At 45.2% G+C, this 24,532-nt stretch carries 21 protein-coding genes; 8 read left to right on the forward strand and 13 right to left on the reverse strand.

The features are described 5' to 3' along the window. Positions 1-71: 71 nt before the first annotated feature. Positions 72-1,337, reverse strand: a complete 1,266-nt coding sequence (locus OCV24_RS10490) for a DUF2066 domain-containing protein (RefSeq protein ID WP_150879139.1) — start codon at positions 1,335-1,337, stop codon at positions 72-74. Between the two features lie 277 nt (positions 1,338-1,614). Between OCV24_RS10490 and OCV24_RS10495 the strand changes: the two genes are divergently transcribed. Beyond that, the gene (locus tag OCV24_RS10495; protein ID WP_017056336.1) at positions 1,615-2,853 is read left to right on the forward strand and encodes a uracil-xanthine permease family protein; all 1,239 of its coding nucleotides are present in this window, start codon (positions 1,615-1,617) and stop codon (positions 2,851-2,853) included. Between the two features lie 141 nt (positions 2,854-2,994). Here OCV24_RS10495 and upp read toward each other — a convergent pair whose 3' ends face one another. Next, positions 2,995-3,621: a uracil phosphoribosyltransferase gene (gene upp / locus OCV24_RS10500; protein ID WP_017056335.1), complete on the reverse strand. Its 627-nt coding sequence runs from the start codon at positions 3,619-3,621 to the stop codon at positions 2,995-2,997. A 169-nt stretch (positions 3,622-3,790) separates the two neighbouring features. On the opposite strand from upp, the gene purM reads away from it, so the two are divergent. Beyond that, on the forward strand, positions 3,791-4,831 hold the full coding sequence (gene purM, locus OCV24_RS10505) for a phosphoribosylformylglycinamidine cyclo-ligase (RefSeq protein ID WP_077680685.1): 1,041 nt from the start codon (positions 3,791-3,793) through the stop codon (positions 4,829-4,831). 132 nt (positions 4,832-4,963) lie between these two features. Further along, complete coding sequence (gene purN, locus OCV24_RS10510; protein ID WP_146449551.1) at positions 4,964-5,638, forward strand: phosphoribosylglycinamide formyltransferase; 675 nt, start codon at positions 4,964-4,966, stop codon at positions 5,636-5,638. A gap of 116 nt (positions 5,639-5,754) precedes the next feature. Here the strand turns inward: purN and OCV24_RS10515 are convergent, their stop codons facing one another. Next, positions 5,755-6,600: a class II glutamine amidotransferase gene (locus tag OCV24_RS10515; RefSeq protein WP_017056332.1), complete on the reverse strand. Its 846-nt coding sequence runs from the start codon at positions 6,598-6,600 to the stop codon at positions 5,755-5,757. Between the two features lie 63 nt (positions 6,601-6,663). Further along, a complete protein-coding gene (lpcA, locus tag OCV24_RS10520; RefSeq protein ID WP_017056331.1) occupies positions 6,664-7,239 on the reverse strand; it encodes a D-sedoheptulose 7-phosphate isomerase in 576 nt (191 codons plus the stop codon). A 329-nt stretch (positions 7,240-7,568) separates the two neighbouring features. Here lpcA and fadE point away from each other — a divergent pair, with 329 nt between their 5' ends. Further along, on the forward strand, positions 7,569-10,034 hold the full coding sequence (gene fadE, locus OCV24_RS10525; protein WP_150879141.1) for an acyl-CoA dehydrogenase FadE: 2,466 nt from the start codon (positions 7,569-7,571) through the stop codon (positions 10,032-10,034). Positions 10,035-10,164: 130 nt separating this feature from the next. On the opposite strand, the gene OCV24_RS10530 is transcribed toward fadE, so the two are convergent. Further along, entirely contained in the window at positions 10,165-11,412 is a 1,248-nt protein-coding gene (locus OCV24_RS10530) for a TIGR03503 family protein (protein WP_150879143.1), read from the reverse strand. A 9-nt stretch (positions 11,413-11,421) separates the two neighbouring features. Then, positions 11,422-12,210, reverse strand: coding sequence for a DNA polymerase III subunit epsilon (gene dnaQ, locus OCV24_RS10535; protein ID WP_017056327.1), 789 nt, complete (start codon positions 12,208-12,210; stop codon positions 11,422-11,424). Between the two features lie 56 nt (positions 12,211-12,266). Here dnaQ and rnhA point away from each other — a divergent pair, with 56 nt between their 5' ends. After that, the gene (gene rnhA, locus OCV24_RS10540) at positions 12,267-12,731 is read left to right on the forward strand and encodes a ribonuclease HI (protein WP_017056326.1); all 465 of its coding nucleotides are present in this window, start codon (positions 12,267-12,269) and stop codon (positions 12,729-12,731) included. Positions 12,732-12,802: 71 nt separating this feature from the next. Here the strand turns inward: rnhA and OCV24_RS10545 are convergent, their stop codons facing one another. Further along, positions 12,803-13,585: a class I SAM-dependent methyltransferase gene (locus tag OCV24_RS10545; RefSeq protein ID WP_017056325.1), complete on the reverse strand. Its 783-nt coding sequence runs from the start codon at positions 13,583-13,585 to the stop codon at positions 12,803-12,805. A gap of 53 nt (positions 13,586-13,638) precedes the next feature. Here OCV24_RS10545 and gloB point away from each other — a divergent pair, with 53 nt between their 5' ends. The 3 genes from gloB (at position 13,639) to OCV24_RS10560 (ending at position 16,722) form a co-directional block, all read left to right on the forward strand. Beyond that, positions 13,639-14,397, forward strand: coding sequence for a hydroxyacylglutathione hydrolase (gloB, locus tag OCV24_RS10550; protein ID WP_017056324.1), 759 nt, complete (start codon positions 13,639-13,641; stop codon positions 14,395-14,397). Between the two features lie 70 nt (positions 14,398-14,467). Then, positions 14,468-16,039 carry a LysM peptidoglycan-binding domain-containing protein gene (locus OCV24_RS10555; RefSeq protein WP_077680687.1) on the forward strand — a complete coding sequence of 524 codons (1,572 nt, stop codon included), beginning with the start codon at positions 14,468-14,470 and terminating at the stop codon, positions 16,037-16,039. Beyond that, positions 16,036-16,722 (forward strand): YIP1 family protein, encoded by a 687-nt coding sequence (locus OCV24_RS10560; protein WP_017056322.1) that lies wholly within the window; start codon positions 16,036-16,038, stop codon positions 16,720-16,722. The genes OCV24_RS10555 and OCV24_RS10560 overlap by 4 nt, the downstream gene beginning before the upstream one ends. A 52-nt stretch (positions 16,723-16,774) precedes the next feature. On the opposite strand, the gene OCV24_RS10565 is transcribed toward OCV24_RS10560, so the two are convergent. From OCV24_RS10565 to dnaE, 6 genes are all read right to left on the reverse strand, one after another. Then, the gene (locus OCV24_RS10565; RefSeq protein ID WP_046223721.1) at positions 16,775-17,617 is read right to left on the reverse strand and encodes an endonuclease/exonuclease/phosphatase family protein; all 843 of its coding nucleotides are present in this window, start codon (positions 17,615-17,617) and stop codon (positions 16,775-16,777) included. A gap of 61 nt (positions 17,618-17,678) precedes the next feature. Continuing rightward, positions 17,679-18,017, reverse strand: a complete 339-nt coding sequence (gene glnB, locus OCV24_RS10570; protein WP_004738609.1) for a nitrogen regulatory protein P-II — start codon at positions 18,015-18,017, stop codon at positions 17,679-17,681. A gap of 130 nt (positions 18,018-18,147) precedes the next feature. Beyond that, positions 18,148-18,459, reverse strand: coding sequence for a c-type cytochrome (locus OCV24_RS10575; protein ID WP_017056320.1), 312 nt, complete (start codon positions 18,457-18,459; stop codon positions 18,148-18,150). A gap of 58 nt (positions 18,460-18,517) precedes the next feature. Continuing rightward, positions 18,518-19,852, reverse strand: coding sequence for a tRNA lysidine(34) synthetase TilS (tilS, locus tag OCV24_RS10580; protein ID WP_046223720.1), 1,335 nt, complete (start codon positions 19,850-19,852; stop codon positions 18,518-18,520). A gap of 124 nt (positions 19,853-19,976) precedes the next feature. After that, complete coding sequence (gene accA, locus OCV24_RS10585; RefSeq protein ID WP_017056318.1) at positions 19,977-20,936, reverse strand: acetyl-CoA carboxylase carboxyl transferase subunit alpha; 960 nt, start codon at positions 20,934-20,936, stop codon at positions 19,977-19,979. Between the two features lie 45 nt (positions 20,937-20,981). Then, positions 20,982-24,461, reverse strand: coding sequence for a DNA polymerase III subunit alpha (gene dnaE / locus OCV24_RS10590; RefSeq protein WP_017056317.1), 3,480 nt, complete (start codon positions 24,459-24,461; stop codon positions 20,982-20,984). Positions 24,462-24,532 lie beyond the last annotated feature (71 nt).

Raw genomic sequence — 24,532 nt, forward strand, 5'->3', positions numbered from 1 at the left:
AAAAGCCCTGCGAGATCTCTCTCGCAGGGCTTTTTTCATGTTTTCACTTCAATCTGTCATGCGGTAGATGATTACGAGTGAGTCCATTCGTATACCAAGCTTGGCTTAGTGTGCACTGGAGCCGTGATGATGAGTTCTTCTTCACCAGATTCGTCTAGCGTCGTATCAGTCGTGCTTGTTAGCTCAGCATCCGTAGAGAGCTCGCTGCCTTTAATCACTTGAACGCTTGAGTCAATCTCACTTCCCTCGCCTTCAGTATCAACAGCGCTTGCTGAATCATCACCTACAGACATAGAGTTGTCTTGCGTTTCAAATTCAGGGCTCACTTCAGGTTCAATATAAGACTCTTCAACCTTAGCGACTTGGCGAATGCTTTCCACTTCTTGTTCAAACTCTTGTTGAGTTGATAGTAAGTGTATTTGGAAAGTGACTTCATTGTTTTGAATTTTCAGGATATCTAGACTTGCCACTGAGTTTAGACGCTTAAGCGCATTCTCCAAATGGAAAAAATCCTGGGCGTTATTCAGGCTAATAAACTGCGTGAGAATAGACTCTGAAGATTCACTTGCTACGGTAACAGCACTTTTACCTGCGTAGTAGTTACTAATTTGATCAACCAGCGTCTTAGAACCCGTAGCACTGTTACCCGATATCGAACCTGTCACAGGTGAAGCTGGCGCACTCGTCAACTGGCTTGGCTTTTGATCATACAAAGTCCAACGTAATCCAGAAGGTTGAGCCTTTACAACAAGCACAGCATCAACAGGGTAACGTTGACTCGCTTTACTGATTGGCGTAACAAAATTTCCCCATAGATCAGAGATCTCAATGCCCGTGATATCGTCAAAATCGCCAACAGGTAGCGTCAGGGGTAATCCACGTTCTTTTGCGTTTACTTGTAAGCCTGCAGCTAACTGTGAATTAGTATGCTCCCATACTATATTCTTGTCGTAGTTATCTTCTTCTATCAACCAAACTAGGATGTTTGAACGAGTATCAGGCCAATACGGCAATTGCGCTTGAGTTAGTAATGAACGGATTTGAGCAGCATTAAAACGCATGCGTAATGTTGATTGACCATTACTTTCGCCAAAGCTCATTTGAGACATATACTGCGCACTCTTACGCATCGCCTTTTGAATAGTATCATTCGAAGCGACATCGGTTTGGCCAGTAGCACGTATCAATACCTGCTCCATGCCAGTATTTCTTGCCACTTGCTCTGACTGTTTACCTCTAGCGTCAATCGCAACCTCAACACTAAAGATATCTACTTGAGTTAAGGCATAGCTCGGAGAGGCTAATAATGCCATGAACAACAATGCTATGTAGCGCATACTGATCCTAATATTCAAATCTTGTGCCTTGATGATAAGCAACTATGGATTGAGGGGCAAGGTCGATAACCCCCACTGTGTTTAATAACTATAAAATATCACCTAACCATGATAAATCGTTCACTTGTAAAGCGAATTTTCCTTATTTGGATCGAGGTAAATATCACTAAGGTAAATAAATTTGATCTATCTAGTGTAGCAATCGTTTGCCAAGTGATAGAATCCTGCGAATTTTATTTTTCGACTTTCATATAACGACCATTTTTAAGGATTTAACATGAAAAATGCTTTGCAAGGTGCGCAAATGCTGTTTGTAGCTTTTGGTGCACTTGTATTAGTGCCGCTACTGACAGGGCTTGATCCTAACGTTGCACTTTTTGGCGCGGGTATCGGTACCCTTATATTCCAACTTATTACACGCCGTTCAGTGCCAATCTTCTTAGCGTCTTCTTTCGCCTTCATCGCACCTATCATGTTCGGAATTCAGACTTGGGGTGTAGGAGCAACCATGGGTGGCCTTATGGCGGCAGGAGTTGTGTATGTATTAATGGGAGCTTTGATAAAAGTACGAGGCGTTGCCTTCATTCATAAACTACTTCCACCCGTCGTTGTTGGCCCAGTCATCATGGTTATCGGTTTAGGCCTTGCGCCTGTTGCGGTAAACATGGCGCTAGGTAAAACAGGCGACGGTGCGGTTCAGCTTGTCGATGCAGATGCTGCACTGTGGATCTCTTCGATTTCACTGTTAGTGACGATTATCATCAGTGTGTTTTCAAAAGGCTTCCTTAAACTGCTGCCTATCTTCGGCGGTATTGTTGCGGGTTATATCACCAGCCTGATATATGGTGCAGTAGACTTCACACCCGTGGCTCAAGCGTCTTGGTTGGCACTACCAAACTTCACAACACCTGAGTTCAACATCAACGCTATCTTCTTTATGGTATTTGTCGCCATTGCACCGGCCGTTGAGCACGTTGGCGACATGCTTGCCATCTCTAACGTAACTGGCAAAGACTACCTTAAAAAACCAGGTTTACACCGCACTATCACTGGCGACGGTGTAGCAACGATTGCGGCTTCTATGCTGGGCGCGCCACCAAATACAACGTACAGTGAAGTAACTGGTGCGGTAATGCTAACGAAAGCATTTAACCCAGTGATCATGACTTGGGCAGCCGTTACGGCCATTGTTTTAGCCTTGGTTGGTAAGCTAGGCGCACTACTTCAAACGATTCCAGTTCCAGTGATGGGCGGTATTATGATTCTGCTGTTTGGTTCAATCGCAACAGTTGGGCTCAATACTCTCATCAAGAACAATGTAGACCTGCATAAATCACGTAATCTTGTGATTGTGGGTATTACTTTAGTCTTTGGTATTGGCGGCATGGCCTTTGGTATCGGTGACTTCAGCCTACAAGGCGTAAGCTTGTGTGGTATCGTGGCGATTCTACTGAACCTAGTTCTTCCTGAAGAGCTAGGCGACAACACAGTAGTAGACAAAGCTCAAATCGATTAAGCAATCGGTAACGCTAGATTTAAAAGAATCACAAGCCAACAAGATCAAGAAGGGAGAGCACCGAATGCTCTCCCTTCTTATTAATACGGCTAAATTCAGCGAGTTAAGAAACGGTTTAGAGTAACTTAAGCTGAAACCGAATTACTTAGTACCGAAGATCTTATCACCAGCATCGCCAAGACCAGGAACGATGTAGCCCTTGTCGTTTAGCTTCTCATCAATTGCAGCAGTGTAAAGCTCTACGTCTGGGTGCGCTTTTTCTAGAGCTGCAATACCTTCAGGAGCCGCTACAAGTACAAGAATCTTAAAGTGCTTACAACCTTTCTCTTTCATTAAGTCAATCGTTGCGATCATAGAACCACCTGTCGCAAGCATTGGGTCTACCACAAGAGCAATACGCTCCTCGATATTAGATGCAAGCTTATTGAAGTATGGTACTGGTTCAAGTGTTTCTTCGTCACGGTAAACACCAACAACGCTAATACGGGCACTTGGAATGTGCTCTAGAACGCCGTCCATCATGCCTAGACCAGCACGTAGGATTGGCACTACTGTTACTTTTTTACCTTTAACTTGGTCAACTTCAACTGGACCGTTCCAACCATTAATAGTTACACGCTCAGTCTCAAAGTCTGATGTCGCTTCGTATGTTAGAAGGCTACCCACTTCTGTCGCTAGCTCACGAAAACGCTTAGTGCTAATCTCACCTTCACGCATCAGGCCAATTTTATGTTTTACTAGCGGGTGTTTCACTTCAACAACTTTCATTTCCAACTCCGGCAATATTTAAACAAACCTGTAGATTGTACACGAACTTTGTGGTTATTTCAGAATCTTTATTCTAATAAAAAAAACCGCGCAAACGTTTGCTCTTCATAAACAAGCCCTGTTAGAATAACGCCGTTTTCACATCCAACTTAAGTTCGAGGACTATCCCGTGAGTGGTAATACTTCTTCTCTAAGCTACAAAGACGCAGGCGTTGATATCGACGCAGGTAATGCACTAGTAGACCGTATTAAAGGTGCAGTTAAACGCACTCGTCGCCCTGAAGTAATGGGCGGTATTGGTGGCTTTGGCGCCCTATGTGAACTTCCAACGAAATACAAAGAGCCGGTACTTGTTTCAGGTACTGATGGTGTTGGTACTAAGCTTCGCCTTGCTTTGGATCTGAAAAAACACGACACCATTGGTATCGACCTAGTGGCAATGTGTGTGAACGATCTAATCGTTCAAGGTGGTGAGCCGCTATTTTTCCTAGACTACTACGCAACAGGTAAGCTAGATGTAGATACAGCAGCAGACGTTGTTTCTGGTATTGCTGAAGGCTGTGTTCAAGCTGGTTGTGCACTAATCGGTGGTGAAACAGCTGAAATGCCAGGCATGTATGAGGGCGACGACTACGACGTAGCGGGCTTTTGTGTTGGTGTTGTAGAAAAAGCTGACATCATTGATGGCACTAAAGTAGCAGCAGGCGACGCACTTATCGCTGTTGGATCAAGTGGTCCACACTCAAACGGCTACTCTTTAATTCGTAAAGTTCTAGAAGTTTCTGGTGCTGATAAGAATGAAGAGCTAGAAGGTCGCACTATCGGTGAACACCTACTAGAACCCACTAAGATTTACATCAAATCAGCGCTTAAGATGATTGCCGAGCATGACATTCATGCTATCTCGCACATCACAGGTGGTGGTTTCTGGGAGAACATCCCACGCGTACTTCCTGAAGGTACTAAAGCAGTGATTGATGGTAAGAGCTGGGAATGGCCTGCTATCTTCAACTGGCTACAAGAGAAAGGTAATGTGGAGACATTCGAAATGTACCGCACTTTCAACTGTGGTGTTGGCCTAGTTGTTGCCCTACCTAAAGATCAAGCAGACGCTGCTGTTGAACTACTGAAAACTGAAGGCGAAAACGCCTGGGTTATCGGTGAGATCGCAAACGCTGAAGCTGGTGAAGAGCAAGTTGAAATCAAATAAGTGATACGCTCACTTACTTAGTTAAGCAATGAGGACCCAGTGGTCCTCATTTTGCTATTTAGCCCGCAGAAAACCTTAGTTTATGTAGGTACATTGTAAACAGTTCCGTTAATCAATCGTATGACCCACTCTATGAAAAACAATCACTCAAATAAAACCAGCCACTCTCAGAAAAACATCGTTGTGTTAGTTTCAGGAAGCGGAAGTAACTTGCAAGCCATTTTGGATGCCTGTGATAACCATACGATTGACGCCTCCATTAAGGCAGTCTTCTCAAACAAAGCAGAGGCTTTTGGTTTAGAGCGAGCGAAAACCGCGGGTGTTGACGCCCATTCAGTGAATCCAAAAGACTTTGGTTCACGTGAAGAGTTTGACCATGAATTGATGGTTCAGATCGATGCTTACCAGCCAGATTTAATCGTACTCGCTGGCTACATGCGAATCCTAAGTTCAGAGTTTGTTCGTCACTATGCTGGGAAGATGGTCAACATCCACCCTTCTCTGTTACCTAAATACCCGGGCTTACACACCCACCAGCGTGCCATTGACGCCCAAGACAAAGAACACGGTACCAGCGTTCACTTTGTTACTGAGGAACTTGATGGTGGCCCGGTGATCTTACAAGCTAAGGTTCCGGTATTTGAAGATGATGATGCTGACATGTTAGCTAGCCGTGTGCTTACTCAAGAACACAACATTTACCCTATGGCCTGCAAGTGGTTCATCGAAGATCGTTTATCAATGGTAAACGGACAAGCAGTCTTAGACGGCAAAGTGTTGGGCAAGCACGGTTACGCAGAAGAGTAATTCATCAGACAACTCTCACAAGTCAATGACTTAGAAACAAAAAGGCCGCTTACTGACTTATGAGTACAGTAAACGGCCTTTCTTTTGTGCGGATCAAATAATGCTATTCGGGACGGTTAGCTCAATGGTTCAGTTGGCGCTTGGCTCGCGACCTTTTTCGGTGCATAAGCAACATTTTCCAACACGTGATGATTGTTGCCAATCAGCTCACCAAAATGAAACAGTGCGTACTCGCCCGGCTTCATCCTAAACCACTCTTCGTTATCCGTAAGAGGTTGAGTTGCGACGACAGTCACCACATCATTCGGCGTGGTCTCTTCTTGGAAGTTAATCTCAACGTCTTCATCAATTAAGCTCGCTTTACCAAAAGGCGCACGTCTTGTTATCCAATACAAATGATTGGTACAGTAAGTCATGACGTACTCGCCATCACTTAACAGCATATTGAAAACGCCTTTCTCGCGTAACTTATCACAGCACTCAGCAAAGAAGCGGAACATACCTTCCATGTCTTGAGGCGGCTCAGGGAAACGCTCTTCAAGTTGTTTGAGTAGCCAACAGAAAGAGAGTTCACTGTCCGTTTCACCGACGGGTCTGAAACGCCCACTCACCAGATCATCGTAGTCCGTTAATTGGCCATTATGAGCAAAGGTCCAGTATCGTCCCCAAAGCTCACGGGTAAAAGGGTGAGTGTTCTCTAAATTGACACCACCGCGATTGGCTTGACGGATATGACTGACAACAGCTTGGCTTTTAATTGGGTAGTTTTGAACCAACTCAGCGATTTTAGATTCACAGCTTGGATTAGGATCTTTAAATGTACGAAAACCCTTTCCTTCATAGAAAGTAATACCCCAGCCATCACGGTGTGGGCCAGTATTGCCTCCACGTTGCATTAGACCAGTAAAGCTAAAACAAATATCTGTTGGTACATTCGCGCTCATGCCGAGCAATTCACACATGGTCTAATCTACTCCCTATTAAAACCAGCGAAGCCTATGCTAGGCTCCAATGTCTGTAAACTGTTATTCCATTTCTTTTTCAACAAGTTGAATCACAATGTGGATGATCTTAATGTGAACCTCTTGAATTCGGTCAGCATAACCAAAATGTGGCACTCGGATTTCGATATCGGCACAACCAGCCATTTTTCCGCCATCTTTACCGGTTAGCGCGATGGTTTTCATACCTTTCGCTTGAGCAGCTTCAATCGCTTTTAAAATATTGCTGGAATTACCCGAAGTCGACAAACCAAACAACACATCGCCTTTACGACCTACCGCCTCTACGTAACGAGAAAACACGTGATCGTAGCCAAAATCGTTACTCACACAAGATAAATGGCTAGGATCTGAAATCGCAATACCAGCGAAACCTGGGCGATTTTCACGGTATCTACCAGTAAGCTCTTCCGCAAAGTGCATCGCATCACAGTGTGAACCACCGTTCCCACAGGAAAGCACTTTCCCTTCTTGCTTGAATGAGTCAGCAATCATTTTTGCCGCAGCTTCAATTTGAGCGATGTTATGGTCATCACTCAAGAACTTGTTCAGAACGTCTGCCGCTTCGTTCAATTCACTTTTGATTAGGTCTTGGTACATAAGGCTTATCTCTTATATTTATTTACGCAGCTTAAAGTACGTGAAATGAGATCTGAGGGGGGTTTTCCCTCTTTTACCTGAGTTTACCCACAAACATGAAATTGTGTCGACACTTAAGCCCAAAGATTGCCACCTTTATTAACTTGTCTCTGTCAATTCGTCCAAACATTCACCACCGACCTCTCACAATTAGAATTTTAGCTCTATTAAGATCACTTTTTATCCACTTTGGAGTTTTACAAATATTTAATATTCTGTTTACACTTGACTGGTTAGACCTCTTACCTAAACTTAATAACAATAAGTGATCTCTGAAAAGGAAATCGTTCATGAACATATTGCTCTCCCTACTCGGCTTTACAGCCATCTTAGGTGTCTGCCTTTACCATAGAGTTAGTCTGGTACGTGCATTAATCGTCTTAACTGGCGCAATGATAGCATTAACATTGCTTGGTGGCGTCGCTGTCACTGGCTGGCTTTGCTATCTCTTAGCGGTTGCGATTTTTGCTGTCCCAACAATTCGCCAAACTCTAATCAGTCAAAAAGCGCTTTCTCTATTTAAGACCGTTCTACCAGCGATGTCTCAAACAGAAAAAGAAGCTCTAGAAGCTGGGACGGTATGGTGGGAAGCAGAGCTGTTCAAAGGCAAGCCTGAGTGGAAGAAACTTCAAAACATCGCCGATCCGAAACTCTCTGAAGCTGAGCAAGCATTTTTAGATGGCCCAGTAAATACCGTGTGTGAAATGGTCAACGATTACCAAGTGACACATGAACTCGCAGATTTGCCACCAGAAGTTTGGCAGTATCTGAAAGATCACAAATTCTTCGCCATGATCATTAAGAAAAAATACGGCGGCTTAGAGTTTTCAGCTTACGCTCAATCTCTGGTTCTACAAAAGCTCACGGGCGTTTCTAGTGTATTGTCATCAACCGTTGGCGTACCTAACTCATTAGGCCCTGGTGAACTATTGCAACACTATGGTACAGAAGAACAAAGAAACCACTACCTGCCGCGCCTAGCGGAAGGTAAAGAGATCCCTTGTTTTGCCCTAACTAGTCCAGAAGCCGGCTCAGATGCAGGTTCAATCCCTGATTACGGCGTGGTATGTAAAGGTGAATGGCAAGGCGAAGAAGTATTGGGCATGCGCCTAACTTGGAACAAGCGTTATATCACTCTCGCACCGGTTGCGACTGTGTTAGGTTTAGCTTTTAAATTGCGTGACCCGGATGGCCTGCTGGGTGACCAAAAAGATCTTGGTATCACGTGTGCACTTATCCCAACCGATTTAAAGGGTGTTGAGATTGGCAACCGCCACTTCCCACTAAACGTGCCTTTCCAAAATGGCCCTACTCAAGGCGACGATCTCTTCGTCCCTATCGATTTCATCATCGGTGGCCAGAAAATGGCAGGCCAAGGTTGGCGTATGCTGGTTGAATGCCTGTCGGTGGGTCGTGGAATCACACTGCCTTCAAACTCAACAGGTGGCATCAAGTCTGCAGCACTAGCAACCGGCGCTTACGCTCGTATTCGTCGTCAATTCAAACAGCCTATAGGTCGTATGGAAGGGGTTGAAGAGCCACTTGCACGCCTAGCGGGTAATGCTTACGTAATGGATGCAGCGAGTAACCTAACCGTTGCGGGTATCGACCTTGGCGAAAAGCCTTCTGTTGTATCAGCCATCGTGAAGTACCACTGTACGCACCGTGGCCAACGCAGCATCATCGACGCGATGGATATCGTCGGTGGTAAAGGTATTTGCTTAGGTCCGTCGAACTTCTTAGCTCGTGGTTACCAAGGTTCACCCATCGCAATAACGGTTGAAGGCGCAAACATCCTGACTCGTTCAATGATCATCTACGGTCAGGGCGCGATTCGTTGTCACCCTTATGTTCTAAGCGAAATGGAAGCGGCTTATTCTGAAAGCAGCGATGCACTGGATAAGTTTGATTCTGCGTTAGCTGGACACGTTAGCTTTACGCTCAGTAACCTCGTTCGCAGTTTGTGGTTTGGTTTAACCGATGGTCGTGGTTCTGATACGCCAACACCAGCGAATAAAACCGACAAACAAACACAACGCTATTACCAAAAATTAAACCGCTACAGCGCTAACCTAGCACTACTGTCTGATATTTCAATGGCAGTACTAGGGGGCTCTTTGAAACGCAGAGAGCGTCTATCTGCAAGACTGGGCGACATCCTGAGTCAACTGTACTTAGGGTCTGCAACACTTAAGCGTTTTGAAAGTGAAGGCAGTCACGCCGAAGATCTACCGTTAGTACATTGGGGAATGCAAGATAGCTTACGTCAGACTGAAGTGGCGATTGATGAGTTCTTGGCGAACTTCCCTAACCCTGTGATTGGTCGTCTACTTCGTGTTGTGTTAATGCCATTTGGCCGTATCCGTCGCGCACCAAACGACAAACTGGATAGCCAAGTCGCGCACATCCTACAAACACCAAGCGAAACACGTTCACGCATCGGTCGTGGTCAATACTTGGCGGACACTCAATACAACCCTGTTGGTAAAATAGAGAAAGCACTAGAAGTGATTCTTCAAGCTGAGCCTCTGTTTGACAAAGTTTGTAAAGAGACGCATCAAAAACGTGCTTTCTTAAAACTCGACCTTGTCGCTCAACTAGGGCTTGAGAAAGGCATCTTAACGGAGAAAGAAGCTGCATTACTTGTCAGTGCGGAGGAACACAGACTGTACACGATTAATGTTGATGACTTCTCTCCAGAGGACCTTGCAGCAAAGCCACAATATCCAGGCCAATCGATTGATAACGTAGCCTAGGTTCTGCAATAGAAACGAAAACGGGACTCCTAGGAGTCCCGTTTTTTTGTTCATGACATCGTTGTCACAAGTTCTAATGATTTATCTCTAGAGGCTTCTTCTCTCCAGACAACCTAATCATCTAAGCGAGTTACTTTGGCGCTTTAAGCTGCATCTCTGGTAACGCTTTTTTCTTCGCTTTGACCTTACGAACCACAAACCAAATCAATAAACCCAATAAAATTACGACCACATTACCCACCGCGATAATGATCATACTACGCTGCTTATCAGCTTCGCGCTTCTTCAGTATCATTAATTCATTGGCGATACGCTTCTGTTCAGCGAGAGCTTCTTCTTGAAGGCGCCGAGACTCCGCTAAATCAATATCTTCGACAACACTATAAGACTGCTCAGAGATTGGAAAGACGAGTGGACGTTGACTGGATGCGTCGGTGGCATAAACCATTCCCGACCACTTATAAATCCCCAAGTCACTGTGGTATGGCATCTCTAAAGACACTTTCATCGCATCGATTTCAGATCGGCCTTGTCGGTAGATCACGTACTCATCAGGAGCCTTGTGCTCAACATGAGCCGCTAATGAACTCGGCGCAATCATGCCCTGTTCGCCAGACACCACGACAGTGTGAGGTAAACCCTCTTTACGGGACTGTATAAAGGTTGTGATGATTGGCGTTGGGTACACTAATACCTCTTGTTCTTGCGCTCTCAAAAACACACCATTGCCCGAGGTAATGCGAGCTCGATATTTACCAGGCTCAATATCAATCGGTAACGACACAGTGAACACGCCATCTCCGGATTTTTCGTCAAATTCAGCCCCATCGTCAGAAAACTCGCCCATCACAACAGGCACAGGGCGTGCTTCTCTGACTAACGATTCTTCATTTTCGACAAACTTGGTAAAGGTGACCTTGAGTTTGACGCGATCGAGAAAATCACGCAGCACAAGAGGCTTGCCGTCTGAAGTCAAACGAGCAGTAAATTTGATGTGTTCGGTTTGATACAACTTGTCTGGAAACTCGTTAGCATCCAAAACAAGATGAGATAGGAGCTTGATGTTATTCTTCGGTGATACTTTCCCTATCGCTTGCCAAGGGCCCGGCATCGGCTTGTCGATAGAGATAATGTCCATGGACGACTCTTCGTACCAACGGACATTATCAGCATTGCGCCACGAGTAGTATTTCTTGCCGTCAGGGCGAACCAACACGACAGGTTTAGAGTTATCGGCTCGATAAATCACAAAAGTGACTTGTTCAATACTGGGATCAACGCGAAAACGGTTGTCCAATAAACTCATTACGGATTCCGTTGCTGCATGCAAGCTAAAGCTTAACAGCAATAAGTAACCGATAGCCAATACCCTTAACATACTTTCTCCCTACTGACGCCAAAGGCAGCTTCCGCTTTTCTCGACGAGGTCTAAACGATTTTGATGCGCTTCTATTTCATCGGCCGTAGCTCGTAAAACCTTTAGGGATTTTCGACCACTTTCTACTCTTCGTATACTTTCCGCTTCGCCTTCTTGTTGACCAGCGTTAAATTGCAGCGACGTTTGGCCACCCGTCATCAATAAGTAGACGTCGGCTAGGATCTCCGCATCGAGTAATGCGCCATGGAGGGTACGGTGCGAGTTATCAATACCGTAACGGTCACATAAGATATCTAGGTTGTTTCTTTTACCCGGAAATATCTTTTTCGCCATCGCCAAGGTATCGATAACTTTACAGTAATCAGCCGTTTTACCTATCGCAGGGTTGAGCTTCTCAAACTCATAATCCATAAAGCCTGTATCGAAGGGCGCGTTATGAGCCACCAGCTCAGCACCTTTGATAAAGTCGAGAAATTCTTTATGTATGTCTTGGTATTCTGGCTTATCAACCAAGAATTCATCGGTAATGCCGTGAACGCCAATCGCTTCTTCTTGAATCGCACGATCTGGCTTGATATAGACATGGAAGTGACGTCCTGTCGGCTTACGGTTGATGATTTCTACCGCACCGATTTCGACAATACGATGCCCTAAGTAGTGAGGGCCGCCTTCTGTATTCATACCGGTTGTTTCGGTATCGAGTACAATAATTCGCTTATTTTGTGCGTTCACGTCATTTTCTGTCATGGCGTTCGCTTCTGCGTCAACGCTTTGTTCTGGGGTGCTACTGGTATTCATAAGGATAACTGTGTCAGACTATGCCGATAATGTGCTTGAGGTAATAGTATCAAATCATGACGAAACAAGTTGAAATTTTCACTGATGGTTCTTGTTTAGGCAACCCCGGCCCTGGCGGCTACGGCATCGTACTTCGTTACAAAAAAGTCGAAAAGACACTAGCGGAAGGTTTTACCCTAACAACCAATAACCGGATGGAAATGCTCGCCGCTGTCGTAGCTCTACAAACCCTCAAGGAGCCTTGCTCTGTGATTTTAACGACAGACAGCCAGTACGTGCGTCAAGGCATTACACAGTGGATTCATAACTGGAAAAAACGAGATTGGAAAACTGCCGATAAGAAACCAGTTAAAAACGCCGATCTTTGGCAAAGGCTTGATAAAGAAACAGCTCGTCACACCGTGGATTGGCGCTGGGTAAAAGGACACGCTGGACACAGAGAAAACGAAATGTGTGATGATTTAGCACGGACCGCAGCTGAAAGTCCAACTCAAGAAGATACGGGGTATCAGCCAAGCTAACGACCTGCTTTAGTTAGTACACTGAGTTAGACACTCGCTTCAGAGCCATATTTAAAATGAGAAGCCGACTGCTAATCGGCTTTTTCTGTTTTTATCGGGTATGAAGTCTTAGCTGAACTCAACGTACGGCGACTGTGTGTTCTGAAGCTTGCTCCAACCGGAGAGAAACGTCGCTTGAGGTGCCAATGTGGCTTAATCGGTTTGAGTGGATAAGTACGCTTACGAGCGACAATAAAATATTGGCTTCCCGCAAATGATGCACAACCACCCAAACCGTTCTCCAGCCACGTCCATATTGCTCGATATTTACTCATAGGAAACAGTGCGTAAGTATCACAATGAATCACTTCATAATTAAGTACACCTAGCCAGTCTTTTACTCGACTTGGAGTGTACATACGGCCACTCCAAGGCAAGCTTTTCTTACGCCAAGGCATCAAACTAGCAAGGCCTATTAGGCTGAACGGGTTAAAACCTGTGATGATGATATAGCCATCATCCATCATCACTCGGTCAACTTCTCTCAATAATCTATGTGGGTCATTGCTATAATCTAATTGATGACTAAACACCACAACGTCGAAGCTTTTCTCTAAAAAGGGCAAATTATAGCCATCCGCTATCACATTATGTAATGGGTTCTGGATATCTAGGTTTACTTGATGTTGAATGTTGCATGTGCAGCTAGAAATCTCACTGCTGAGGCCTCCAAGTTTGAGCATATGGTAACCAAATAACTTAGGGCACCACTCATCCAGTCGAGTTTGAATTGATTCTCTCGACCAGTCTCCATTGTGCAACTGTGCCCAAGTGTAGGGACGCTCAAACTTCTTTCTGCTACGCGCTGGCTTCATCAATAATCTGTCTCACTTATTCTGTCTCACTAAAAGTGACTGGAGAACCAATAATGTTATATATCAAAAGCATACCTGCATTTAATGACAATTACATCTGGCTGATTGAAAATAGCGATCGCCGTTGTGCTGTCGTCGACCCTGGTGATGCATCTCCAGTATTAGAGTATTTAGCACACCATGAGCTAACTTTAGATGCAATCTTGATTACACACCACCACCACGATCACATTGGTGGCGTTCCAGAACTGGTAAGACAATTTCCAGATGTGGATGTCGTTGGCCCAAGAAATGAACCGATTCCGACATTGACCCACCCTGTTGATGACGGCGACCAGTTAGAGCTGTTTGATGAAATTTTCCTTGTGCTTGGACTGAGTGGGCATACTGCTGGCCACATAGGGTACGTAGGTGACGCCAAGTTATTTTGTGGCGATGTGTTGTTTTCAGCAGGCTGTGGCCGAATCATGGAAGGCACACCACAGCAAATGTTTGATGCACTCAATAAGGTAACCGCTCTTCCTCAAGAAACAGAGGTTTACTGTGCACATGAGTACACAGCGGCCAATATCGCATTCGCGCTTGCGGTTGAGCCTGATAACCAACACCTTCAGCAATATCGAGATCAAGTTAACCGACTGCGAGCACAAAATAAACCGACCATCCCCACAAATTTACGCCAAGAGAAATTAGTTAACCCTTTCTTGCGCTATACCGAGCCAAGTGTCGTGAAATCAGTGTCTAATCGCACCGAACAGACTGATGCTTTATCAGTTTTTACCGCTTTACGTACATGGAAGAACGAATTTTAACAAATACAGACTTGTCACTTATAGGGAGTGACAAGTATTATCAGCAGCCGTTTATTAAAAAGGCTGTAACATGCGAGTTAAGTACAGCTGGGCTTTGGTATTACTACTTTCTGGTTGCCAATTAACTCAGTCAGAGAATCCAGACCAAGCTCCCGAGCAAACCAACACATCACAGACTAAAGAAGCTTCGCAAACGAACGCTTCATCAGAAGCGACCAAAGAAGAACCAAAAGTTGAAGCACCTGTTGTTACTCCAAAAACACAAGAAGATGTTTGGAAACGTATTGCGATGCAACTTGAAATGGAAGTACCCGACCAAAAGAAGGTCAATTACTACCGAACTTGGTATCTAAAGCACCCTAGTCACCTCAAAACCGTCTCACAACGTGCTGAACCTTTTCTTTATCTGATCACGACTAAAATTGAAGAAAAAGGCTTACCACTAGAATTAGCACTATTACCCGTTGTAGAGAGTTCTTTCGATGCGTTTGCCTACTCACATGGTAGCGCTGCAGGTCTATGGCAATTCATTTCTGGCACAGGTAAAGACTACGGGCTAGAACAGAACTTCTGGTACGACGGCCGTCGTGATGTCGCCGCTTCTACCGATGCTGCATTAAATTTCCTATCAGATCTCAACAGACGTTTCGATGGCGATTGGAACCATGCCATTGCTGCCTATAACAGTGGCGGTGGTCGTGTGAACAGAGCAATCCGTAAGAACAAGAAACTTGGCAAGCCAATCGACTTTTTCTCTTTGGATCTACCAAAAGAGACCAGTAGCTATGTACCTAAACTGCTTGCCTTGGCTGATGTCATTGCTAACCAAGAAAAGTATGGCATCGACATTCCAGCAATCCCTAACAAGCCAGTATTGACTCTAGTTAACCCAGATGAACAACTTGATTTAGCTATTGCGGCTAATTACGCAGGCATTCCGGTAAAAGAACTGCAAGGTTACAACCCGGCTTACAACCAATGGGCCACAGCACCAGAGAAACACCAACAGCTATTACTTCCTTTAACTACCATTGATAAATTCAATAAAGAATTGGCAGCCAACAAAGGTAAGGGTATGAAGTTGGTGCGCTACAAGGTTCAGTCTGGTGACAGCATCAGCGTACTGGCAAGCAAATATAACACCACCAGCAAAGTGATCCGCTCTGCAAACGGTTTGAGCAACAACAATATTCGTATTGGCCAGCACCTGCTTATCCCAACATCAACCAAAGACGACAAGACCTACGCATTAAGCGCATCAAATCGCCTAGCAAGCACACAGTCGAAGAGTCGGGGCCAATATAAGCTCAGCCATACAGTAAAAAGTGGTGACAACTTATGGACAATTGCACGCGCGAATAAGGTATCACACCAATCACTGGCTAAGTGGAATGGCATGGGGCCACGTGACACACTTAGAGTTGGCCAAGAATTGGTCATCTGGAAAAATAGCTCAGACGGCTCAATTATTCGCACTATCTTCTATAAAGTAAGATCTGGTGACACAGTCAGCGGTATTGCATCAAAGTTCAAAGTAAAAAGTGCAGATGTTGTAAAATGGAACACTTTACAGAACAAAAAATACCTACAGCCAGGACAAAAACTGAAGCTGTATGTTGATGTAACTAAGGTAAGTGTATGAACCCGTCAAGTAACCCACTCGTGATGCTGCTGGATATATTCCGATCACCAACAGCTTGTTTCTTAGCGCTTTATCAGCGAAGTGCTTGGGGATGGCAACCCTACGTCGTATTAATACTCAGTCCCTTTTTATTTTGGGGTGCCTATTTTTCGAATGTAGATTTTGCATGGTTAAGCGCAGAGTTGTCGCAGCAACTCGCTCAAACTAACCCTGACCAATTGGCGTTACTTGATAGCAACACCCTGCTTGCAAGCGAGATCATCAGCGACGTGTTTGGCCGAACGTTAACCATCGTTTTGTTAGCGTTCTGGTTTAACCTAGCAACCAAACCAAGCCAACATCAGCATAGCTTTTGGCGATGGTTTGCAGCGGCATCGGTAGTGATATTCCCTGCGGTTTTAGGTGACGTAGCGAGCTACGCAAGCCTAATCCTAAAGCACGGTCAGGTGATGAACTACGCGGCAGACTTGAACAGCTTAAACGGCTTGATCAAGTTACCGCTGACCAATGACTGGTCTCAATTTGCTAGCTCATTACCACTGCTGCTTCCATGGTACATTGTACTAGGTTATGCAGCTGTACTGACTTGGACTGAATTTGAACGTGGGCAAGCACTAGTGATTTCAGGCTTGCCATGGGTTGGCTATTACCTAATCTGGGCTATCTACATTCTAGTTTCGTAGATAACCCATTCAATCTAATTTCTTAGATAACCAAGTTAGTAAGAGCTCGCGGCTATTTCACCTTAAAGGTGACTAACATTGGATTATGATCAGAAGCGTTCGTAAAGGGCGCTTTTGCTTTTTCTACCTCTAACCCTCGATAGAACACGTGGTCAAGTACCAATCCTGTCATAAACTGCGTGCGGTTATCGGGGTCAAAATCCACCTCAGTCAAACCGACCTTTTCCAGCGCATCCTTCAACACCGTAAAGCGAGATTTACTCCAACTGTTAAAATCGCCCGCAAAAAGCACGGGCCCGCGATACTGCTGCAGTTTGTCAGTTAAACTATTGAGTTGCGATGCGTAATCTACGGTGCCAAACGTAAAGTTCACGGCATGGATATTGATAACTGCCAACTCTTCCCCATTACTCAGTAGGTAACGAGACCACAGTGCTGATTTTGGCAGTTGAAGCCAAGGCTCTTCATGAGTATAGGCACAAGCTTCGATCGGTAAGTGAGTCGCTAAATTGAGTACACCCGAACTTTGCTTAAATGCTTCAAAAGCGTTAACGCGAATACTGCCCCACTGGCTACTTGTGACCCACAATCGAAAATCATTAGTCACACGTGCTTCTTGCAGTAATACTAAATCACTTCCTGCCGAAAGTTTGTTCAATTCGCTCTGCCAATTACTGCGGTTCTGCTTGTAGATGTTCCACACAGTGATGCTCAATCCATCAGACACATCAATCGCTTTCGGTGTTGAATTCTGGTAGCAGCTATAGATATCGCTGCTGATACTTTGAGAGGAAGTGATCAGGTTAGGCTGACTCGGGATCACGAAGATAAGATGAAAACTAGCAACAGCAAATGTCACCAATAATGTGATGACAATGGTGATTTTCTTAAACATACAACACCCTACCTAAAATGAAAAAGGAGCGATAAACGCTCCTTTTAGGGTAATCGCTTTTTTATACGGCGTCTTCGTCTTCTTCGCCAGTACGAATACGTACCACACGTTCAACGTCAGTAATGAAGATCTTACCGTCGCCAATTTTACCCGTTTGCGCCGTTTCGATAATGGTATCAACACATTGGTCAGCCACTTCGTCGGTCACAACAATTTCTAACTTCACTTTAGGTAAAAAGTCGACCATGTACTCGGCGCCACGGTATAACTCAGTATGGCCCTTCTGGCGTCCAAAGCCTTTCACTTCAGATACTGTCATGCCCGTAATACCCACTTCTGCAAGTGCTTCACGTACATCATCAAGTTTGAATGGCTTGATAATGGCTTCAATCTTTTTCATGTTCATCCCTTAAACTGTATGAATGACTCATTATCGGTTAGCTATAGTAAACATTCAATGAAAAAAGCCAGAGCTTTAAAGCTCTGGCTCGAAATTTATCATCTTGTTTGATCAGCGCTTTTAGAACACTTTACTTAAGACTTGCGTAGTAAGCCGCTAGATTCGCGATATCTTCATCATTCAGCATTGATGCTTGAGCCTGCATAACAGCAGCCAAACCACCGTTACGCTGCTTTGTTTTGTACGCATTAATCGATGAAACAAGGTACTGCTCGTTTTGTCCTTTCAGGTTGGGATAACCTGGGATCACTGCGATACCATCTGCGCCATGACATGCCGCACAGATTGCTGCTTTAGCCTGACCCGCAGCAACATCCCCCGCCAGGGCGTTACCACTCAATAGTCCAAATCCAAGAACTAATCCTAGTGTAATTTTCTTCATTGCATATTCCATTAATTATTTTTATTAAAGTAACGTCGAATTGTGACACAAACTTTTTCTACTTGCTCCAAAGTGCTTCACAATCTTGACCTTGGTAATTTTTATCTACGAATAAGCCTAAAACAGCGATCACTCGATCACCATCCATTAATATTGGCGTTCTGCGCCGTAACCAGCTGGGAACTTGGTATTCCTGAAAGAGTTTTTTGAGCTTTCTACTGTGCCCACGCCCAATTGGATGAGCCGATAATCCTTCCGGGTTAAAGGTAATTCGTAGTACTCCACTTGTATCCTTCAAGCTGAAGTTTTGCGAATTACGACCATTCGATACTGCATCATTCGGTGACGACATTAACTGTAGCTTTCCTAAACTATCGGGCAACTCCAAGTTATCACCAAGCACAACATCAGCTTGCCAACACGACAAGTCTTTAGTCTCCTTCACTATGTACAGGTGATGATTAAAGCGTCTCACTTCGACATCGTTCAGTACTAGCTTAGGATTGGCATCCGCTTGAGCACATGCCACTTCATCCCAGATAAGCTTAAGCTGTTTTTTACTGGGCATCGATTGATTGCAATGGCTGAACCACATCCTTAACAAGCGTGCGCGTAATAGTTCGGAGTGCTGAGATAACGCCTCAATGCTTAATCTCTGGCTATCCCCTAAAGCTTGCTGGAAGTGTGACTCAAGCAACTCATCGAGCAATAACTCTTGCTCTGCACAGAGTTGGGCACTGCGACTGACCGACTCACGAAAGCTTGGCCAACGCTCGGTAAGAACTGGTGTCACTTGATGACGAATAAAGTTACGATCAAAGCGCACGTCCTGATTACTCTCATCTTCGACCCAAGTTAAGCCCATATAATGAGCAAACATTTCAATATCCGTTCGGGTCACTGACAACATAGGTCGAACAATAAAAGCGCCTGCAAACGGGCTCACTTGAGCCATAGAAGAGAGCCCTTTGGGGCCACTGCCTCGCTTTAACGCTAACAAGAACGTCTCCACTTGGTCGTCAATGTGCTGACCAGTAACAAGTAAGTCCCCCTGCCGAAGGTGCTTTTTAAAGACTTGGTATCTAGCATCTCGAGCGAGCTTTTCTACACTTTCTCCGCTGTTGAGATCCAACGACACTCGTTCTATAGCCAATGGAATAGACAAAGCATCACACCATGTTTGGCATTGTTCAGCCCAGAGATCTGCGTTCTTACTCAGACCATGATGTACATGTACCGCACAGCACTCAATGTGATGGGACCTAGCGTATTGCGCAGCCAACTCCAGCAAAACTCGTGAATCGACACCCCCACTGAAAGCGACGATCAATCGACAAGGCTTGAGCGCGCTTTGATTGAGTACAGATGTGAAGGTATCAATTAAGTGTGTCATGAGGCTAATAAACCAGAGATCGTGTGTGAAGGGATAATGTTTTAATAATAAAAAAGGGTTGGCACTGAGTCCAACCCTTTGATCAACTTGTTCGTATGGCTAGCTTTATCGCTAAGGTAATTTATCAGCAGTAGCCGTAGCTCATTAGACGCTGGTAACGACGCTCAAGCAGCGTTTCATTATCAAACTGCTCTAGCTCTTCTAGCTGTTTAACTAACATGTCTTTCATGTTCTGAGCGGTTTGTGCAGGGTCGCGGTGCGCGCCACCTAGAGGCTCAGGAATGATTTCGTCGATAAGCTCAAGCTCTTTAAGACGAGGAGCAATCAGGCCCATCGCTTCAGCGGCTTGTGGTGCTTTATCCGAATCGCGCCATAGGATTGAAGCACAACCTTCTGGAGAGATTACTGAGTACGTAGAGTACTGAAGCATGTTCACGTAGTCACCAACACCAATCGCTAGTGCACCACCAGAACCGCCTTCACCCACAACGTTACAGATAACAGGAACTGAAAGTCCTGCCATCACTTTTAGGTTTTTAGCGATAGCTTCAGATTGACCACGCTCTTCAGCACCAACACCTGGATATGCGCCCGCTGTGTCGATGAAAGTAATAATAGGCATGTTGAAACGCTCAGCGGTTTCCATTAGACGTAGCGCCTTACGGTAACCTTCTGGCTTTGGCATACCAAAGTTACGGATCACTTTTTCTTTCGTCTCGCGACCTTTCTGATGACCAATAACCATAACAGGACGGCCATTTAGACGAGCCATACCACCCACAATAGCTTTGTCGTCAGCGTAAGCGCGATCGCCCGCCATCTCTTCAAACTCTGTGAATGCATGCTCCAGGTAATCTTTGGTATAAGGACGTTGAGGGTGGCGAGCAAGTTGAGCTACCTGCCACGCACCTAAGTCACTAAAGATTTTCTGTTTAAGCTCTAAGCTTTTTTTCTCTAGTTGTTCGATTTCTTTGTCTAGATCTACCGCTGCGTCACCACCGTGACGTGAAACGTCACGTAGCGCTTCGATTTTTGCTTCAAGTTCAGCGATAGGCTTTTCAAATTCTAGAAAGTTCAGGCTCATCTATGAATCCTTGTTGATTCAGCTTCATATGCACGAAGCTAAATTTTAGTTAAATTCGAGTTCTACTTGGCTATTTCCAAGCAGCTGTTTTAATTCGTCTAGCAATGTGTCACTTGGCGTCACACGCCATTCTGTGCCCAATGTTAACCGCGCTCTAGCGTCGGCACGTTGGTAGTATACATTGACTGGGACCGTTCCGGCTCTATAAGGTTCTAAGATTTGACCAAAGCGTTCAAAAAATTGATCATTAATCTGGGATTGGTCGATAGATATCGAGACCCCTCGAGCATATTTTTCACGGGCGCTTCCTAAGTCCATGACCTCGCGCGCGGACATTTTAAGCCCACCGTTGAAGTCATCAAAGCTGACCTGTCCAGAAACGACCACAATTTTGTCTTTTTCGAGCAATTCAGCATAGCGATCGAGTGCATCAGAGAATAACATCACTTCCATTCGGCCCGATCGATCATCAAGTGTCATCAAACCAATTCGTGTACCACGTTTTGTGGTCATTACTCTCGCCGCAATCACCAAACCAGCAATCGTTAATGACTGGTCACGACGCGTTGGCGTGGCATCCTTCAAACGACAGCTGGTGTATTTCGCTAACTCTTTGATATAAGCATTAACGGGGTGACCCGTTAAATACAAACCAAGCGTTTCACGTTCACCCTCAAGCCAAACCTTCTCTGGCCACTTAGGCACTTGGGTATACTTATGTTCAACCTCTTCTGGAGCATCAGTCAACACACCAAACATATCAGATTGACCAAAAGACTCGGCGTGGTGATGTTGGCTCGCCGCTTTAACTGCATCTTTCAAAGATGCCATCATTGCTGCACGGTGAGGGCCTAATCTATCTAACGCACCGGATAGAATCAACTTTTCGATAACACGCTTGTTGACCTTTTTCAGATCAAGACGCGCGCAGAAGTCGAATAAATCTTTAAAATAACCGCCCTTATTGCGCGCTTCTATGATCGCTTCAATAGGGCCTTCACCTACCCCTTTAATCGCGCCAATGCCATAAACAATCGCGCCATCTTCATCAACATTAAAGCGATATAGGCCAGAGTTGATATCAGGCGGCAGCAGCTTGAGCTTCATACGGAAACACTCATCAACAAGGCCAATAACCTTCTCTGTGTTATCCATATCCGCCGTCATTACCGCCGCCATAAACTCAGCAGGGTAATGTGTTTTCAGCCATAGCGTTTGATAGGAAACCAGTGCGTATGCCGCTGAGTGAGATTTGTTAAATCCGTAACCTGCAAACTTCTCTACTAAGTCGAAGATTTTCATGGCCAGTTCGCCATCAATACCGTTAGCTTCCGCACCTTCTTTGAAAATACTACGCTGCTTTGCCATCTCTTCTGGCTTTTTCTTACCCATTGCACGACGCAACATGTCCGCTCCGCCAAGCGTATAGCCTGCGAGGATCTGTGCGATTTGCATAACCTGCTCTTGGTACAGGATGATGCCATACGTTGGTTCTAGCGTCTCTTTGAGTGAGTCATGTTGCCATGTTTCATCAGGGTACGATACCGCTTCTCGCCCGTGTTTACGGTCAATAAAGTTATCTACCATGCCCGATTGCAAAGGACCCGGACGGAACAGAGCTACCAATGCGATGATATCTTCAAAACAGTCGGGCTGTAGACGTTTGATCAAGTCTTTCATACCACGCGATTCCAGCTGGAATACCGCGGTAGTTTCAGAATTTTGTAATAGGTTAAACGACGCTTTATCATCAAGAGGTATCGACTCAATACGAACCGGCTCTTTGCCTTCTCTCTTCAAGCGAGGGTTGACTAGGCCTAACGCCCAATCAATGATGGTCAGTGTCCGTAAGCCCAAGAAGTCGAACTTAACCAAGCCAGCAGTTTCAACGTCATTCTTGTCGAACTGCGTTACTGGGAAGTGACCTTCCGCATCAGCATAAATGGGCGCAAAGTCGGTAATCGTGGTTGGTGAAATAACAACCCCCCCCGCGTGCTTACCGGCATTTCGCGTACAGCCTTCAAGGATACGACACTTATCAATCAGTTCGCGAACCTCTTCATCACCATCGTAAAGCTCTGGCAATGCAGGCTCAGCAAGGAAGGCTTTTTCTAGCGTCATGCCCGGATCTGGCGGCACAAGCTTAGAAATTCGGTCCACAAAACCAAACGGATGACCAAGCACACGGCCGACGTCACGGATTACCGCTTTTGCCGCCATGGTACCAAAAGTGATGATCTGAGAAACCGCATCACGACCGTACATTTCAGCAACGTGATCAATAACTTGGTCACGCTTATCCATACAGAAGTCAATATCGAAATCGGGCATGGATACACGTTCTGGGTTCAAGAAACGTTCGAACAGCAAGTCGTATTCGAGTGGATCGAGATCGGTGATATCCAATGCGTAAGCCACTAGAGAGCCGGCACCAGAACCACGACCCGGACCTACCGGCACATCGTTATCTTTTGACCACTGGATGAATTCCATTACGATCAAGAAGTAGCCAGGGAAACCCATGTTGTTGACAACTTCGAGCTCGATTTTGAGTCGTTCATCGTACTCAGGACGACGCTCTGCTCGAACCTTTTCATCTGGAAATAGGAACGCTAGACGTCGCTCAAGGCCTTCTTCAGATTTCTTTATCAGGAAATCTTCAATCGCCAAACCTTCCGTTGGGAAGTTAGGTAGGAAGTATTCACCTAGACGAACGGTTACGTTACAGCGCTTAGCAATCTCAACACTGTTCTCAAGGGCTTCAGGGATATCAGAGAAAAGTTCACACATCTCCTCTTCGCTACGAAGGTACTGTTGCGCGCTGTAGTTTTTAGGACGACGAGGATCGACCATGGTGTAGCCATCATGAATCGCAACTCGAATCTCATGAGCATCAAACAAGTCTTCAGTTAAGAACACAACTTCGTTGGTCGCGACAACAGGCAAGTCTGCTTGTTCAGCAAGTTCTAAAGCAAAGTGCAAGTAAGACTCTTCGTCTGGACGTCCGGTACGAATCAGTTCTAGGTAAAAGCGGTCTGGGAAATACGTTTTGTAAAACTCGACATTACTTGCAACCAGTTCACGGTTACCTTTCAGTAGTGCCTTACCAATCTCGCCTTCTTTCGCGCCCGATAGGATGATCAGACCTTCAGCATGCTCAATTAACCACTCTTTATCAATAACAGGCTGATGCTGTATATGACCACGAAGGTAGGCTTTTGATATCAGCAGCGTTAGGTTGTTATAGCCTTTATTATCGGTTGCAATGACGGTGAGTTTCGTTAACTCATCACCGAAATCTGGAGACTGCATCAAGAAGTCAGCACCAATAATTGGCTTAACCCCGCATCCATGGGCAGTACCGTAGAACTTAACCAAACCACAAAGGTTGGTAAAGTCGGTAAGTGCTAGAGCAGGCATACCCATTTCAGCGACTTTTTTGACCAATGGCGGTACCTTAGATAGGCCATCCACCATCGAAAAGTCACTGTGTACGCGTAGGTGAACAAATTTTGGATCTGACATTATTTTCCCTGAATTCTAGGTTTTAGCCTAGGGTTACAACTGTGTGTATTCTATTTTTTTCTACCGCAAGT

Origin of the sequence: Vibrio kanaloae (genome assembly GCF_024347535.1) — a bacterium.
Classification (GTDB): Bacteria; Pseudomonadota; Gammaproteobacteria; order Enterobacterales; family Vibrionaceae; genus Vibrio; species Vibrio kanaloae.